At 59.7% G+C, this 17,649-nt stretch carries 8 protein-coding genes and 4 rRNA genes; 3 read left to right on the top strand and 9 right to left on the bottom strand.

All coding sequences use genetic code 11. The features are described 5' to 3' along the window. Positions 1–222: 222 nt before the first annotated feature. The 6 genes from L1F31_RS03700 to L1F31_RS03675 form a co-directional block, all read right to left on the bottom strand. Positions 223–1,750, bottom strand: a 16S ribosomal RNA gene (locus L1F31_RS03700). Positions 1,751–2,279: 529 nt separating this feature from the next. After that, positions 2,280–3,521 carry a type II toxin-antitoxin system HipA family toxin gene (locus tag L1F31_RS03695; RefSeq protein WP_265419345.1) on the bottom strand — a complete coding sequence of 414 codons (1,242 nt, stop codon included), beginning with the start codon at positions 3,519–3,521 and terminating at the stop codon, positions 2,280–2,282. Further along, positions 3,518–3,811, bottom strand: coding sequence for a helix-turn-helix domain-containing protein (locus tag L1F31_RS03690; RefSeq protein ID WP_265419344.1), 294 nt, complete (start codon positions 3,809–3,811; stop codon positions 3,518–3,520). Before L1F31_RS03690 ends, L1F31_RS03695 begins: the two co-directional genes overlap by 4 nt. A gap of 189 nt (positions 3,812–4,000) precedes the next feature. Next, positions 4,001–4,119, bottom strand: a 5S ribosomal RNA gene (gene rrf, locus L1F31_RS03685). A gap of 201 nt (positions 4,120–4,320) precedes the next feature. Next, positions 4,321–7,439: ribosomal RNA gene (locus L1F31_RS03680) — 23S ribosomal RNA — on the bottom strand. Between the two features lie 429 nt (positions 7,440–7,868). Further along, a 16S ribosomal RNA gene (locus L1F31_RS03675) occupies positions 7,869–9,396 on the bottom strand. The 16S, 23S and 5S rRNA genes sit together here, the layout of an rRNA operon. A gap of 527 nt (positions 9,397–9,923) precedes the next feature. Between L1F31_RS03675 and L1F31_RS03670 the strand changes: the two genes are divergently transcribed. Beyond that, a complete protein-coding gene (locus L1F31_RS03670) occupies positions 9,924–11,003 on the top strand; it encodes an epimerase (RefSeq protein ID WP_265419343.1) in 1,080 nt (359 codons plus the stop codon). A gap of 13 nt (positions 11,004–11,016) precedes the next feature. On the opposite strand, the gene trhO is transcribed toward L1F31_RS03670, so the two are convergent. Then, complete coding sequence (gene trhO / locus L1F31_RS03665; RefSeq protein WP_265419342.1) at positions 11,017–11,928, bottom strand: oxygen-dependent tRNA uridine(34) hydroxylase TrhO; 912 nt, start codon at positions 11,926–11,928, stop codon at positions 11,017–11,019. A gap of 137 nt (positions 11,929–12,065) precedes the next feature. Here trhO and purL point away from each other — a divergent pair, with 137 nt between their 5' ends. Then, a complete protein-coding gene (gene purL, locus L1F31_RS03660) occupies positions 12,066–14,450 on the top strand; it encodes a phosphoribosylformylglycinamidine synthase subunit PurL (RefSeq protein ID WP_265419341.1) in 2,385 nt (794 codons plus the stop codon). A gap of 108 nt (positions 14,451–14,558) precedes the next feature. Here the strand turns inward: purL and L1F31_RS03655 are convergent, their stop codons facing one another. Together L1F31_RS03655 and L1F31_RS03650 are read right to left on the bottom strand one after the other, a co-directional pair. Continuing rightward, complete coding sequence (locus L1F31_RS03655) at positions 14,559–15,122, bottom strand: hypothetical protein (protein WP_265419340.1); 564 nt, start codon at positions 15,120–15,122, stop codon at positions 14,559–14,561. 72 nt (positions 15,123–15,194) lie between these two features. Continuing rightward, entirely contained in the window at positions 15,195–16,064 is an 870-nt protein-coding gene (locus tag L1F31_RS03650) for a hypothetical protein (RefSeq protein ID WP_265419339.1), read from the bottom strand. 334 nt (positions 16,065–16,398) lie between these two features. On the opposite strand from L1F31_RS03650, the gene L1F31_RS03645 reads away from it, so the two are divergent. Next, entirely contained in the window at positions 16,399–17,628 is a 1,230-nt protein-coding gene (locus tag L1F31_RS03645) for a cobalamin-independent methionine synthase II family protein (RefSeq protein ID WP_265419338.1), read from the top strand. Positions 17,629–17,649: the final 21 nt, after the last annotated feature.

Raw genomic sequence — 17,649 nt, 5'->3', positions numbered from 1 at the left:
CTGTTGGTTGAAACCACACCCAACACATATGTGTTGGGGTTTGTGATTCCAGGACCCAATAACGTGTTCGTTCTAGCCCACCCGAAAACCACAACCGCACCCGGGGCATTGACCCCAGCCAGGCTGTGTGGGCGAGCGAAGAAAAGTGATGTTCCACCCTTGAGCTCCCAACCGGAAACACGTTCGGCTTCCGCTGTTGGGGTTCTGATGTGTGCTCCTTAGAAAGGAGGTGATCCAGCCGCACCTTCCGGTACGGCTACCTTGTTACGACTTAGTCCCAATCACCAGTCCCACCTTAGACGGCCCCCTCCCCATAAGGGGTTGGGCCACCGGCTTCGGGTGTTACCGACTTTCGTGACTTGACGGGCGGTGTGTACAAGGCCCGGGAACGTATTCACCGCAGCGTTGCTGATCTGCGATTACTAGCGACTCCGACTTCACGTAGTCGAATTGCAGACTACGATCCGAACTGAGACTGGCTTTAAGGGATTCGCTTACCCTCACGGGCTCGCCTCTCTCTGTACCAGCCATTGTAGCATGCGTGAAGCCCAAGACATAAAGGGCATGATGATTTGACGTCATCCCCACCTTCCTCCGAGTTGACCCCGGCAGTCTCCTATGAGTTCCCACCATCACGTGCTGGCAACATAGAACGAGGGTTGCGCTCGTTGCGGGACTTAACCCAACATCTCACGACACGAGCTGACGACAACCATGCACCACCTGTACACCAGCTCCAAAGAGAAGAACTGTTTCCAGAACGGTCCAGTGTATGTCAAGCCTTGGTAAGGTTCTTCGCGTTGCATCGAATTAATCCGCATGCTCCGCCGCTTGTGCGGGCCCCCGTCAATTCCTTTGAGTTTTAGCCTTGCGACCGTACTCCCCAGGCGGGGCACTTAATGCGTTAGCTACGGCGCGGAGAACGTGGAATGTCCCCCACACCTAGTGCCCAACGTTTACGGCATGGACTACCAGGGTATCTAATCCTGTTCGCTCCCCATGCTTTCGCTCCTCAGTGTCAGTTACAGCCCAGAGTCCCGCCTTCGCCACCGGTGTTCCTCCTGATATCTGCGCATTTCACCGCTACACCAGGAATTCCAGACTCCCCTACTGCACTCTAGTCAGCCCGTACCCACTGCCCGCGCAACGTTAAGCGTTGCGTTTCCACAGCAGACGTGACCAACCACCTACGAGCTCTTTACGCCCAATAATTCCGGACAACGCTCGTACCCTACGTATTACCGCGGCTGCTGGCACGTAGTTAGCCGGTACTTCTTCTGCAGGTACCGTCACTTTCGCTTCTTCCCTGCTGAAAGCGGTTTACAACCCGAAGGCCGTCATCCCGCACGCTGCGTCGCTGCATCAGGGTTTCCCCCATTGTGCAATATTCCCCACTGCTGCCTCCCGTAGGAGTCTGGGCCGTGTCTCAGTCCCAGTGTGGCCGGTCGCCCTCTCAGGCCGGCTACCCGTCGTCGCCTTGGTAGGCCATTACCCCACCAACAAGCTGATAGGCCGCGAGCCCATCCCCGATCGAAAAACTTTCCACCAGAACAGATGCCTGTACTGGTCATATCCGGTATTAGACCCAGTTTCCCAGGCTTATCCCGAAATCAGGGGCAGGTTACTCACGTGTTACTCACCCGTTCGCCACTCATCCACCCACAGCAAGCTGCGGGCTTCAGCGTTCGACTTGCATGTGTTAAGCACGCAGCCAGCGTTCGTCCTGAGCCAGGATCAAACTCTCCATAAAAAAATTATGTTACGAATGAATCCCAGCAAGACAGTCAACCCACTTCACGGGGTGAAGAAGGTTGACCAAATAAATAACAGACCCGAACACACAATCAGGGTGCCAGCCGGCGAGGGCTGCCACCCGAGTGTTCGAACCTGTCGGTTGTCTCACCAGAAAATATAATTATCTGGCATCACTTATTGTTCAAACAAACACGCTATTGGATTCTCAAACCACAAACACTCACCCATCACCACAACCCACCATTTTGGGCGTGTTCACTGGGGGCGCCAGTTTCATTGTGTGTCACCCACCCGAACACCCAACCACACTGACAAACCCTGTTTGTCCTGGTCAGGTCCGGTGGAAACCATGTCTTTCAGACCGTGTTTCCGGCCGGGCAACGAGATATAACTCTAGACCAGGCAATCCCGACCACGCAAATCCAAACCCGACTTCCACCACGTGACACCCACCACACACCCCACACAAACACCCACCCACCCCGGAATCACGCGGCAGGACAGGGAATGGACTCCCCCGGAGCTCAGAGTGTCGACGTGGATATTGCTCGAAGGTGCTCACTCTGGGACTCGATGACTGCACCAACCGCGTCCCGCTCCGTGCTGCCGATCCCCTGGCCGGCTGCCACCGAGTTCCATTCGGCGACAGCGTCTACGACCTCGTGGATGATCATCCGGGCCGCCGGTGCAGTCAGGTGACACAGTGGCGCGAAGTCGAGGAGTGCTTCGGGTTCGTCATCTGCTGAGACCGCTCCGTTGATCGCAGTCTGCCGTTCGACTGCCGGCTCAGGTTCGATGTTGATATCAAATGCCGGGCTCAGCTGCCATCCCGCTTCTGCTCGAAGGAAACCGTGGTTGCGCAGATGGTCGTCTGTATTGTGCACCGCGGCAGAGAACACCACTCGTCGATACAGTTCGGCACAATCTTGTCTCCAGCGCCGGCTGTGATCTTCTATTGCCTCTACGACGTCGAGGTAGTCGGCAGCTTCTCCGTCGCGCCGCCCGGCCGCTGTCATTGCACTGATGTACCCGATTCGTCTGTCGGAGGCCCTGTCGAACCGCTCCAAGAGGAGGACCGATCGGTCCTCGATGCTGAGGACTCTGCTCTTTGGGACTTCGATACCCGCCATTCGAGCGAGCTCGAGCGCCACTCCCTCCCACGCGATCACGTCCCACTCATCCGTGGGGCGCGTGAACTTAGCGATCTGCAGTCGTCCCGCGTCGTCGGCCACCGATGCCTTGGGGCGAGCACCACCCAGTGATCCGGTCCCTGCATCGAGGAGGCGCTTGATGGCCGCAGCGGACCCCTCTGTGACGCCATCTGCTGCGCGTTGGAGTTCGGGCAGTGCCAGCAGCTTCGGTACCCGGCTGTTGTCGCTGAGGAATGGTCCGTCAGCACGGCGGCGGAACCGAAGCGCTCCTTGGCGGGTCGAGTCGCTCACTCCGAGTAGGTAGTCGATATCTGTGAGACGGCGGTCGCTGACCATACCTGCGGACACAAGTCGCCGATGTTCTTTGGCAACGAGGTTGCGACCCCACCGGTCTGGTGCGCAGTCAGCGAAAGCACCAGGCAGGCTCGGAACACTGAAGGGTGCCGTCGACAGTGGGAGCTCAGGATCTATCGAGTAGGCCCACCGGGACGATGCATACTCGTCGGAGTACTTGAACGTGGTCGAGGTCTGCCCGCGACCGATGTGGAAATAGGCGGTCCCCACGAAGATCGGAGCACCGTCGTGTTCCATCTCAACCCGGACCTGCTCACTCATCGGCGGACTCGCTCGGGCAGCGATTCTGTCGACCGCAGTCGTCCGACATCGGTGCTCAACGGGTCGAACGAAGCTGCCACGTGGTCGAGCTGCCCCAATGCCTGCATCACCGACATGACTGCGCCGAGGGAGACGCCGGCGTCTCCTCGTTCGATCTTCTGCAGCGTCGATCGTGAGATCCCGGCACGTTCAGCGACTTCGGCAGCTTTCAACGACTGCATCAGTCGCCACCGTCGAATCGATGAACCGATTTCATCGAGGCGGCGTTCGACCTGACGGGTGACAGACATCTTTGCCCCTAACGGTGCGTATCGAACTCGCTACATCATCTAACGACTATGATACGCGTCATTACTGAGGTCAACAAGAGTGCATCCAGCCGGCTGCCCGAGGGTTTCGGGTGTACCTGGTGAATGCAAAAAAGGAGAGTGTGGGACACAACCCCTAAAAGGTTGTACCCCACACTCTCCAAAAGAATATTGCGGCAGTCACTTACTCTCCCACAACCACCAAGTTGCAGTACCATCAGCGCGCATGGGCTTAGCTACCGGGATCGGAACGGTTAACCGGGCGTTTCCCCACCACTATCACCACCGCAAAACCACACAGACCACCACCACACACCCCACAAGAGGGGTTATGGGCGGTAATGGTCCAAGAACCGCACAGCGAACGCGAACACCAAACAAAAGGCTACATAACACGCACCCCGTCAGGGGTGAAACAATCTTGTCAACACTCTCTTATATGTGTGACCACAAACAAACTCCACGCACACCACCCCAACCAAATAGTTAGAGTGAGTGAGTGATCGGTGTATTAGTACCAGTCAACTCCACACCTCACAGTGCTTCCATACCCGGCCTATCAACCCCATCATCTATAGGACACCTCTCCCGTGCAAAACACGGATGGAAATCTCATCTCGGAGCAGGCTTCCCGCTTAGATGCTTTCAGCGGTTATCCATCCCGAACGTAGCCAACCAGCCATGCTCCTGGCGGAACAACTGGCACACCAGAGGTTCGTCCGTCCCGGTCCTCTCGTACTAAGGACAGACCTCCACAAATTTCCTACGCACGCAGCGGATAGGGACCGAACTGTCTCACGACGTTCTAAACCCAGCTCGCGTACCGCTTTAATGGGCGAACAGCCCAACCCTTGGGACCGACTCCAGCCCCAGGATGCGACGAGCCGACATCGAGGTGCCAAACCATGCCGTCGATATGGACTCTTGGGCAAGATCAGCCTGTTATCCCCGAGGTACCTTTTATCCGTTGAGCGACCACGCTTCCACAAGCCATGGCCGGGTCACTAGTCCCAGCTTTCGCTCCTGCTCGACACGTCCGTCTCACAGTCAAGCTCCCTTGTGCACTTACACTCGACACCTGATTGCCAACCAGGCTGAGGGAACCTTTGGGCGCCTCCGTTACTCTTTAGGAGGCAACCGCCCCAGTTAAACTACCCATCAGGCACTGTCCCTGAACCCGATCAGGGTCCGAAGTTAAGGAATCCACTATGGTCAGAGTGGTATTTCACCGATCGACTCCACATGATCTAGCGACCACGCTTCAACGTCTCCCACCTATCCTACACAAACCACACCGAACACCAATACCAAACTATAGTGAAGGTCTCGGGGTCTTTCCGTCCTGCTGCGCGTAACGAGCATCTTTACTCGTAATGCAATTTCGCCGAGTTCGTGGTTGAGACAGCAGAGAAGTCGTTACGCCATTCGTGCAGGTCGGAACTTACCCGACAAGGAATTTCGCTACCTTAGGATGGTTATAGTTACCACCGCCGTTTACTGGGGCTTAAATTCTCCGCTTCACCCACAAGTGGGTTAACAGGTCCTCTTAACCTTCCAGCACCGGGCAGGCGTCAGTCCGTATACATCGACTTACATCTTCGCACGGACCTGTGTTTTTAATAAACAGTCGCTTCTCTCTGGCCTCTGCGACCACCACCAGCACATCCAGGAGCAAGTCCTGTTCACCGGGATGGTCCCCCTTCTCCCGAAGTTACGGGGGCATTTTGCCGAGTTCCTTAACCACGATTCTCTCGATCACCTTAGTATTCTCTACTCGACCACCTGTGTCGGTTATAGGGTACGGGCAACACACACCCTCACGTCGATGCTTTTCTCGGCAGCAGAGGATCACCAGATCACCCCACCAATGTGGGGCGCCCATCAGCTCTCACACACTTGTGGGGACGGATTTGCCTACCCCCACGTGCTACAACCTTAGACCGTGACTACCATCGCACGGCCTGGCTACCTTTCTGCGTCACACCTCACGCTTACCGACTCCACACTCAGGTCCCCCACTCAGTCCCAACCACAGACCCGAAGGTCTGACGGGGACATCACAGGGTTAGTATCGTGTGTTTTGGTACTGTCGGTTGTGTGTCGGTACCAGAATATCAACTGGTTGTCCATCGACTACGCCTGTCGGCCTCGCCTTAGGTCCCGACTTACCCAGGGCGGATTAGCCTAGCCCTGGAACCCTTGGTCATCCGGTGGACGGGTTTCTCACCCGTCTTTCGCTACTCATGCCTGCATTCTCACTCGAATCGCCTCCACCACTAGTTCACACTGCAGCTTCACCGGCAACTCGACGCTCCCCTACCCAACACCACACCATTACGGCTATTCGTGGTGCTGCCACAACTTCGGCGGTGTACTTAGCCCCGCTACATTATCGGCGCTCAATCACTTGACCAGTGAGCTATTACGCACTCTTTCAAGGGTGGCTGCTTCTAAGCCAACCTCCTGGTTGTCTTCGCAACTGAACATCCTTTCCCACTGAGCACACGCTTAGGGGCCTTAGTTGATGGTCTGGGCTGTTTCCCTCTCGACAATGAAGCTTATCCCCCACTGTCTCACTGCCACGCTGAACCTTGACTGGCATTCGGAGTTTAGTTGACGTCAGTAACCCGGTGGGGCCCATCAGCCATCCAGTAGCTCTACCTCCAGCAAGAACCACGCAACGCTGCACCTAAATGCATTTCGGGGAGAACCAGCTATCACAGAGTTTGATTGGCCTTTCACCCCTAACCACAGGTCATCCCCTCCATTTTCAACTGAAGTGGGTGCGGGCCTCCACGCGCTCTTACACACGCTTCACCCTGCCCATGGCTAGATCACTCCGCTTCGGGTCTAGGACACGCGACTAGGTTCGCCCTATTCGGACTCGCTTTCGCTACGGCTACCCCACACGGGTTAACCTCGCCACGCACCGCTAACTCGCAGGCTCATTCTTCAAAAGGCACGCCATCACAGTCATCTAGATACTGCTCTGACGGATTGTAAGCACATGGTTTCAGGTACTCTTTCACTCCCCTCCCGGGGTACTTTTCACCATTCCCTCACGGTACTATTCCGCTATCGGTCATCAGGAAGTATTTAGCCTTACCAGGTGGTCCTGGCAGATTCACACGAAATTCCACGAGTTCCGTGCTACTCGGGCACACGCACACTGCTAGCACATCGGTGTTTCGTCTACGGGACTCTCACCCACTCCGGTCCTGTTTCCCACCAGGTTCGACTACACCCACACACTGACAGACTGGCCATGCTGGACCAGACCATGCGAACCCCACAACACCGTGTACGCAACACCAGCACGCTTGACACGCACACGGTTTAGGCTCATCCAGTTTCGCTCGCCACTACTCCCGGAATCATTGTTATTTTCTCTTCCTGCGGGTACTGAGATGTTTCACTTCCCCGCGTTCCCCCCACATGCCCTATATATTCAGACACGGGTCACCACCCTCACGAGTGGCGGGGTTTCCCCATTCGGACACCCTCGGATCAACGCCTGTTTATCGGCTCCCCGAGGCTTATCGCAGATTTCCACGTCCTTCATCGGCTCCTGATGCCAAGGCATCCACCATGCGCTCTTAGACACTCACCACACCCCTACACAATGGTCGGGTTGATGGGCGTGCGCGAAACAATTGTCTTTCAATCACACAAGATGATGACAAGAAAAATCACATTACATAACACCACAACCCGAAAGGGGTTGCAGCATTGATGCTCGCGTCCACTATACGATTCTCAAACCACTACCAAACACCCACCACCCGCGGCAGCATTCCTGCTGCACGGATCTTGGGGTTGGTCCTGTTGGTTGAAACCACACCCAACACATATGTGTTGGGGTTTGTGATTCCAGGACCCAATAACGTGCCTGTTCTAGCCCACCCCACACCAACGATGACACGGCAGTCACCGGACAACGCTGGAAGGTATGAGCGAAATGAGTGATGTTCCACCCTTGAGCTCCCAACCGGAAACACGTTCGGCTTCCGCTGTTGGGGTTCTTATGTTTGCTCCTTAGAAAGGAGGTGATCCAGCCGCACCTTCCGGTACGGCTACCTTGTTACGACTTAGTCCCAATCACCAGTCCCACCTTAGACGGCCCCCTCCCCATAAGGGGTTGGGCCACCGGCTTCGGGTGTTACCGACTTTCGTGACTTGACGGGCGGTGTGTACAAGGCCCGGGAACGTATTCACCGCAGCGTTGCTGATCTGCGATTACTAGCGACTCCGACTTCACGTAGTCGAATTGCAGACTACGATCCGAACTGAGACTGGCTTTAAGGGATTCGCTTACCCTCACGGGCTCGCCTCTCTCTGTACCAGCCATTGTAGCATGCGTGAAGCCCAAGACATAAAGGGCATGATGATTTGACGTCATCCCCACCTTCCTCCGAGTTGACCCCGGCAGTCTCCTATGAGTTCCCACCATCACGTGCTGGCAACATAGAACGAGGGTTGCGCTCGTTGCGGGACTTAACCCAACATCTCACGACACGAGCTGACGACAACCATGCACCACCTGTACACCAGCTCCAAAGAGAAGAACTGTTTCCAGAACGGTCCAGTGTATGTCAAGCCTTGGTAAGGTTCTTCGCGTTGCATCGAATTAATCCGCATGCTCCGCCGCTTGTGCGGGCCCCCGTCAATTCCTTTGAGTTTTAGCCTTGCGACCGTACTCCCCAGGCGGGGCACTTAATGCGTTAGCTACGGCGCGGAGAACGTGGAATGTCCCCCACACCTAGTGCCCAACGTTTACGGCATGGACTACCAGGGTATCTAATCCTGTTCGCTCCCCATGCTTTCGCTCCTCAGTGTCAGTTACAGCCCAGAGTCCCGCCTTCGCCACCGGTGTTCCTCCTGATATCTGCGCATTTCACCGCTACACCAGGAATTCCAGACTCCCCTACTGCACTCTAGTCAGCCCGTACCCACTGCCCGCGCAACGTTAAGCGTTGCGTTTCCACAGCAGACGTGACCAACCACCTACGAGCTCTTTACGCCCAATAATTCCGGACAACGCTCGTACCCTACGTATTACCGCGGCTGCTGGCACGTAGTTAGCCGGTACTTCTTCTGCAGGTACCGTCACTTTCGCTTCTTCCCTGCTGAAAGCGGTTTACAACCCGAAGGCCGTCATCCCGCACGCTGCGTCGCTGCATCAGGGTTTCCCCCATTGTGCAATATTCCCCACTGCTGCCTCCCGTAGGAGTCTGGGCCGTGTCTCAGTCCCAGTGTGGCCGGTCGCCCTCTCAGGCCGGCTACCCGTCGTCGCCTTGGTAGGCCATTACCCCACCAACTAGCTGATAGGCCGCGAGCCCATCCCCGATCGAAAAACTTTCCACCAGAACAGATGCCTGTACTGGTCGTATCCGGTATTAGACCCAGTTTCCCAGGCTTATCCCGAAATCAGGGGCAGGTTACTCACGTGTTACTCACCCGTTCGCCACTCATCCACCAGGTGCAAGCACCGGGCTTCAGCGTTCGACTTGCATGTGTTAAGCACGCAGCCAGCGTTCGTCCTGAGCCAGGATCAAACTCTCCATAAAAATTTATGTTACGAATGAATCCCAGCAAGACAGTCAACCCACTTCACGGGGTGAAGAAGGTTGACCAAATAAATAACAGACCCGAACACACAATTCGGGCAACCAGCCGGCGAGGGCTGCCACCCGAGTGTTCGAACCTGTCGGTTGTCTTACCAGAAAAAATTATCTGGCATCACTTATTGTTCAAACAAACACGCTATTGGATTCTCAAACCACAAACACTCACCCATCACCACAACCCACATTTTGGGCGTGTTCACTGGGGGCGCCAGTTTCATTGTGTGTCACCCACCCGAACACCCAACCACACTGACAAACCCTGTTTGTCCTGGTCAGGCCCGGTGGAAACCATGTCTTTCAGACCGTGTTTCCGGCGGGGCAACGAGATATAACTCTAGACCAGGCAATCCCGACCACGCAAATCCAAACCCGACTTCCACCACGTGACACCCACCACACACCCCACACAAACACCCACCCACCCCGGTTTCCACCGGCCTGACTTCGCTTGCTGTTAGCGTCCTTCTATGAGCTTTCAGCCTGATGAGACGGCATCCGCGAACGCCCGGGGAGCCGATGCCGCCCCCACCGCCTCCACGAGCTATGACAACGGTGCGGATGCCGCAGCCCGCGCACCGGTTGCAGCGGTGGCCGGGGCCTCCGGCTTCATCGGCGGAGAGGTGCTCAACGCGCTGAGGTCCTGGGGATATACGACACGAACGATCGGCCGCTCCCCTGCCCGTGCCGACGTCACATGGGATGCCCCTGAGGCGATCGCCGAGCTCGTCGATGGCTGCGATCTGCTCATCAACCTTGCGGGTCGCAGTGTCGGTTGCCGGTACACCGATGCTAACCGGCAGGAGATCTGGGATTCGCGCATCGCCACCACCCGCACGCTCAATGACGCGGTGCGGGCCGCCTCGGCGCCGCCGCGACTGTGGATCAACTCGAGCACGGCAACGATCTATCGCCATGCGATCGACCGGCCCCAGACCGAAACGGACGGGGAGCTCGGGGAAGGGTTCTCCGTCGATATCGCGAAAGCCTGGGAGAAGGAGTTCTTCGCCGGCAGCCTGCCGGCCACCAGACGGGTGGCGCTGAGGATGGCGATCGTGCTCGGTGACGGAGCCGCCCTGAACATGCTGGCCACCGCGGCCAGGTTCGGTGCCGGCGGGCCCCAGCACGAGGGACGCTGGTTCCCGCACCGGCGCTATCGCGGGATCGGCCCGGAGGCGTCAGGTCCGACAGTGTGGCACGGGCACCCGTCGACTCACGGGCGGCAGCGGTTCAGCTGGGTCCATATCGATGATGTCCTCCGCGCCATCCGCTTCATCGACACTCATGAGGACCTCGACGGCCCGGTCAACGTTTCGAACCCGCAGGTCACGGACAATGCCACCTTGATGAAAGCACTGCGCACAGCGGTGCGCATGCCCTTCGGGATCCCCGCGCCCCGGTGGCTGCTGGAGATCGGGATGATCGTTCTGCGGCAGGAGTCGGAACTGGTGCTCAAGAGCCGGTGGGTTCTGCCCGAACGGCTCGAGGCCGCCGGATTCGACTTCCGTTGGACTGACATCACAGCGGCGGCGAAGCACCTGCTCCGGTAGGGGACGGTGAAGATCAGCCCGCGGACGCCTCGGCGGGGATTCCCTGTTCGACGCAGTCGGTGCAGTAGGGCTGCAGACCTTTGTCGGTGCATGAGGCGCACCTCAGGTACTGCTTGCGGCACTCGAGGTTTGCGCAGTTGACGAACTCCGGGGTGCTCTCTCCGCAGGAGACGCAGTGCCCGATCGATTCAACGTTGTCACCGAATTCGACGTGCATGCGTTTGTCGAAGACATAGAGGGAGCCGTCCCAATAGCCGGAGCTGCCGAAGGTCTCGCCATAGCGGACGATGCCGCCATCGAGCTGGTAGACCTCTTCGAAGCCGCGGTTCTTCATGAGCACGGACAGGACTTCGCACCGGATCCCGCCGGTGCAGTAGGTGACGACCGGCTTGTCTTTGAGGTCGTCATATTTGCCGGATTCGATTTCGGCGATGAAGTCGCGTGTGGTGTCAGTCTCGGGGACCACGGCATCGCGGAATTTCCCGATCTGGGCCTCCATCGCATTGCGGCCGTCGAAGAAGACGACATCGTCGCCGCGCTCGTCGAGCAGTTTGTGCAGGGCTCCGGGCTTGAGGTGCTGTCCGCCGCCCTGGACGCCGTCCTCGGTCACCGTGATCTCATCCGGAGTGCCGAAGGTGACGAGCTCGTCCCGCACCTTCACGCTCAATCGCGGGAAGTCATCGCCTTCGCCGTTAGACCATTTGATGTCGGCCTTCTTGAACGGAGCATAGGACTTCGTCGCCCGCACGTACTGCTTGACGTCGAAGATGTCCCCGCCGATCGTCGCGTTGATGCCGTCCTTCGACACGATGACCCGGCCTTTGAGGCCGAGGCTCTCTGCCAGGGTGTGCTGCCACAGCTTGACCGCCTCGGGGTCGGGCAGCGGGGTGAAGACGTAGAACAGGACGATTTTCGGGGTTGCCATATCCCCCATTCTAAGGCGGCGCACCGCGCGGAGCTCGCCGAGGTGGTCCACCGGTGGACGCGCTTCGTCGCCGATGCGGGGACACGGCTAAGATTGGCCGTGAGTGCCGTGTCGTATGAAAGGGCCCCGAAGAGGACATGACGTCAAACCTCAGCCCTGCGGATTCCACGCAGGTCGATTCACCGCAGAACGCTTCGAAGAAGGTCAAGGAGACGGTCGAGTTCGCTGCGGCGAACCCCGACGTCGAACAGCCTTACGCCGATCTCGGTCTCACAGCCGACGAATACGAGAAGATCAAGGCGATCCTCGGACGTCGCCCCACCTCGGCGGAGTTGGCCATGTACTCGGTGATGTGGTCCGAGCACTGCTCGTACAAGTCCTCGAAGGTCCACCTGTCGAAGTTCGGTGACAAGGTCACCGAGGACATGAAGAAGCACCTGCTCGTGGGCATCGGCGAGAACGCCGGCGTCGTCGACATCGGCGACGGCTGGGCCGTGACCTTCAAGGTCGAATCCCACAACCACCCCAGCTATGTCGAACCCCACCAGGGTGCGGCCACGGGTGTGGGCGGCATCGTCCGCGACATCATCTCCATGGGTGCGCGCCCGGTCGCTGTGATGGATCAGCTGCGCTTCGGAGCCATCGACCACCCTGACACCGCCCGCGTCGTCCACGGCGTGGTCGCCGGCATCAGCAACTACGGCAACTCCCTGGGGCTGCCGAACATCGGCGGCGAAACCGTCTTCGACTCCGTCTACCAGGGAAACCCGCTGGTCAACGCCCTGGCCGTGGGTGTCATGCGACATGAGGATATCCGCCTGGCCAACGCCTCGGGCCTGGGCAACAAGGTCGTGCTCTTCGGTGCGCGCACCGGCGGTGACGGCATCGGCGGCGCCTCGATCCTCGCGTCCGAGTCCTTCGACGATTCGAAGCCCTCGAAGCGTCCGGCCGTGCAGGTCGGTGACCCCTTCGCCGAGAAGGTGCTCATCGAATGCTGCCTCGAACTCTTCCACGCCGGTGTCGTCGAAGGCATTCAGGACCTCGGCGCGGCGGGCATCTCCTGCGCCACCTCGGAGCTGGCGTCCAACGGTGACGGCGGAATGCACATCGCGCTCGACGACGTGCTGCTGCGCGATGAGACCCTGACGCCCGAAGAGATCCTCATGTCGGAGTCGCAGGAGCGGATGATGGCTGTCGTCCGCCCCGACCGCCTCGAGGAGTTCCTCGAAATCGTCGGCAAGTGGGAGGTCGAGACCTCGGTGCTCGGCGAGGTCACCGACTCGGACCGTCTCGTCATCGAATGGCACGGCGATGTCATCGTCGATGTGCCGCCGCGCTCGGTCGCTCACGACGGCCCCGTCTACAACCGTCCGTTCACCGAACCGTCATGGACCGCCGAGGTGGCTGCGAACACCGTTGCGGCCGCGGGCCTGGCAAAGCCGGAGTCCGATGAGGAGCTGCGCTCGACCGTGCTCGAGCTCGCGGGTTCGCCGAACCTCGCCTCGAAGTCATGGATCACCTCGCAGTACGACAAGTACGTCCAGGGCAACACTGCGCTGGCCTACCCGGACGATGCCGGAGTCGTCCGCGTCGATGAGGAGACTGGGCTCGGCGTGGCGATCGCCACCGACGCCAACGGTCGCTACAGCTTCCTCGACCCAGCGCGCGGCGCCCAGCTGGCTCTGGCCGAGGCCTACCGCAATGTCTCCACATCCGGTGCCATTCCGCGTGCGGTCACCGACTGCCTGAACTTCGGTTCCCCGGAGGATCCGGAGATCATGTGGCAGTTCGCGCAGTCCGTCGATGCCCTGGCCGGAGCCTGCCAGGATATGGGCATCCCGGTCACCGGTGGCAATGTGTCTCTGTACAACCAAACCGGCGGAGTGGCCATCCACCCGACCCCGGTCGTCGGTGTGCTCGGCGTCTTCGACGACGTCACCCGCGCCACCCCCAGCGGCTGGAAGGAAGCGGGCCAGACCATCTACCTGCTCGGCACCACCGAGGATGAGCTCGACGGTTCGGCGTGGGCCGACGTCACGGCGGGCCACCTCGGCGGGGTTCCTCCGCAGTACAAGCCGGCAGCGGAGAAGGAGCTCGGCGAGATCCTCATCAACTGCTCGCGCGACGGAATGATCGATGCTGCGCACGATCTGTCGCAGGGTGGACTCTCGCAGGCGCTCGTCGAGTCGTCGCTGCGGTATGGCACCGGTGCCCGGATCTGGCTCGACGAAGTCTGCGAGCGTGACGGCGTCGACGTGTTCACCGCACTGTTCTCCGAGTCCTCGGCACGCGCGATCGTCGCCGTCCCGCGCTCGGAAGAGGTCCGGTTCAAGGACATGTGCACCGCGCGCAGGTTCCCGTTCGTGCGTATCGGCATGACCGATGCCGGCGATCCGGAGCCGAGCCTCGACATCGTCGATCATTTCTCCATCGGCCTCGACGAACTCGGTCAGGCCCACGAGGGCACGCTGCGTGATCGCTTCGGCGGCAGCGTTGCCGCGGTGACCGAGGCCGCCGTCTGAGCGACGGCGGTCTGCGATATATCGAACAGACCCCTCAGCACCGAGCTGACCAGCTGCAACTGGTCGGTTCGAGGCTGAGGGGTCTGTCTTCTGTGCCCAGTGAACGGGTCAGTGCTCGGAGGTTCGCTGCGCATCGGCGTCGGCTCGGTCCCCGTTGCGGTTCGGGTTCCGACGTCTGCGCCAACGGTCACGGACCGGCCCGACCACTGCCCACGACACCGTGGTGAAGACGGCCACGATCATCCAGTAGATCAGCCAGAAGGAGTCTGCCAGGCCAGCGATCACGATTCCGCCGATCAACAGGGCGATCGTGATCGAGGACGCGGTCAGACACCGCAGCCAATACGCCAGACTGGTCTTTGAAGGCACAGCCGGCGCCGACTCCTGAGCCGAATACCGCTTCGCAAAACGCCGGTCGACTCGAGCAATCAGTTCCGGGCCGAACACGACGGAGAAGCCGACGTAGAACGCGGCCAGACCGTGGCTGAAATCCGACGTAGCACCCCGGTACAGATCGATATACGTCAAGACGATGATGACGATGTCGATGAGTGGTGTGGCAATGAGGAGAATCGTCGACGCCGTGCGCCATCGCAACAGGTATCTGGCGCACACCCCGGCCAGCAGGAAGACCCAGAACAGTGCTTCTCCGATGACAATGTACGGCAGCATCAGGCAACTCGCTTCCGTGTGTGGGCTTCTCGTGCCGCTTTCTCGTATGGATCGAGTGGTCCGCGGTCGAAACTAGTGATGAGGATTCTGGCGAGGATTCTGTCGAGAGTCCCATTCAGGAGGCCACTGGTTTGTGGAGGGCTGGCTGGGGCGAGCCTGCTGACTCGGCGGCGAGACCGTTCCTCCGCGGATTCGCCCGAGCAGATGGCAGAGTCCGAGGACACCGAACATGATGACCAGCCACACAGCCTGAACGGCCACCGCAACTGTCACTCCGCCCGCCCGCTGAGCTGCCAGCACGTGATCGAAAGACGTGTTGAGGATGTTGAGCACCACTGCGATCGCGACGGCGATGACGAGGATCCACCACCGGCGATTGCGGGCGATGCACCATCCGCAGAACACAGCGGCCAGATAGATCGTGCTCAACACCCCCTGGATGATCGCCACGGTCAGCATCGAATCGGCGGGCCCGGCTCCACTCATGCCCATGAACATCGATATCAATGGGGTGAGGACAACCAAGGCGAGGCTGCCGATCAGGTAGATCCCGGCGCCGACGATTCTGCGCGCCCATGTTGTGTTCTTCACCAGCAGTATGGCGATCGTGCCGAGGACGAGTCGCAGAACTCCTCCCACCAGTGTCCCGGCGGAATAGAAGACCACGGCGTCCGGTCCTCCGGCGTAGGCCATCGGGGCCAGCACCAGCGCCGGGAGCGCTCCGATGATGAGCGCCGCCCAGAACAGCGACCGGGCAAGCCACCCAGGATGCCGCGAAGCCTGCCCAGTCGATCCCGCAGAGTCCTGATATCGCCGCGCGGCGTCCAGATCGCCGGGAGGCTGATGTCCGCTGTTGAGCTGAAAGTCGCCTGCACCCGACTGCCACGACTGATTCGGCTCAGGCCAGTTGCCCTGATTGTGACTGCTCTGTCCGCTGCTCATACTCCCAGCTTAAACATCAACTGCCCCCTGTGCGGACCGGGCAATGTCGATCGATTGCGCTCTGACCATCGGGTGAATTGCTCATAATTCCACTCTAGGAACCTGAGCGGTTCACTCGTGTGGCAATGCTGACACGGGTACAGCTGCGTCCGGCCCCGCAGCCCGCCCCCGTCCGGCCGCGCAGCATGCCCCGTCCGCGTCCACGTGACGCGCGCCCACGTGACCCAAGATGACGCCGGACACACATGCACCACTGCGAATGTGATTGCCTGAAAGGGATCGCTGCGGCGCACCGGCCGCAGCCATACCGCACGATCGACCAGAGGAGTCAGTTATGGCGACCATTCGCACATCACACGCAGGATCCTTACCCCGCACCCCCGAACTCATCGAGGCCAACAAGGTCAAGCAGCAGCAGAACACCGCCCGCCTTGCCGGAGAGTCCGTCTCCGATGCGGATGCACAGCAGTTCGAGGAACTGCTCGCCGCCAGCGTAACCGACCTCGTCAAGCGTCAGAAGGACCTGGGCATCTCGCTGCCCAACGACGGCGAATACGGACACGCCATGGCCGCCGAGTTCGACTACGGGGCGTGGTGGCACTACTCGTTCGCCCGCACCGGCGGACTCGAACTCCATGACCTCAACCTGTTCGAAGAGCCCGCGAATCGGTCGACTCCCGACAACGTCGTGCTCACGAGCTTTTCCGATCGCCGCGACCGCAACCTCTTTCCCAATGTCTACACCGATGCCAACGCCGGCACCGACACCGGGACCCAGCCTCAGTTCCCGAAGGCGACGGGACCGATCAGCTACATCGGTCAGGACCAGGTCAACCGCGATATCGCAAACCTCAAGGCAGGTCTGGCAGCGGCAGGCTACGACGAGCGCGCCGGCTACATCAACGCCCTCTCCCCCGGTTCGGCCTCCCGCATCGCCAACGAGTACTACAAGACCGACGAGGAGTTCATCTGGGCGTGGGCCGATGTGCTGCGTGAGGAATACCTCGCCATCACCGAGGCGGGGCTGACCGTCCAGATCGACGATCCGTCCCTGGCCGAGAACTTCGACCAGATCAACCCGGAACCGTCGTTCGACGATTACCGCAAGTTCATCCAGGTCCGCATCGACGCGCTCAACCATGCGCTGCGCGGCATCGACCCGGCTCAGGTGCGGGTTCACACATGCTGGGGTTCGTGGCACGGACCTCACGTCACCGACCTGCCGTTCATCGAGATCGTCGATCAGGTGCTGTCGATCAACGCCGCAGGCATCACGTTCGAGGCCGCCAACGTCCGGCACGAACACGAATGGCGGATCTGGGAAGAGAAGAAGCTGCCCGAGGGCAAGTACATCATCCCCGGCATCGTCTCCCACTCGACGAACGTCGTCGAGCATCCCGAACTCGTCGCCGAACGCATCGGTCGCTTCGCCAAGCTCGTCGGCCCTGAGAACGTCGTCGCTTCCACCGACTGCGGCCTGGGCGGACGTGTCCACCCGGACATCGCCGTCGCGAAGCTGCAGTCGCTGACCGAAGGTGCGGAGATCGCGTCAAAGCGCTTCTGAACCTGCCCTGCAGAGACTGCA

Source organism: Brevibacterium spongiae (genome assembly GCF_026168515.1).
GTDB lineage: Bacteria > Actinomycetota > Actinomycetes > Actinomycetales > Brevibacteriaceae > Brevibacterium > Brevibacterium spongiae.
The sequence above is the reverse complement of the archived record's forward strand: the minus strand, read 5'-3'. Positions and strand labels throughout refer to the sequence as shown.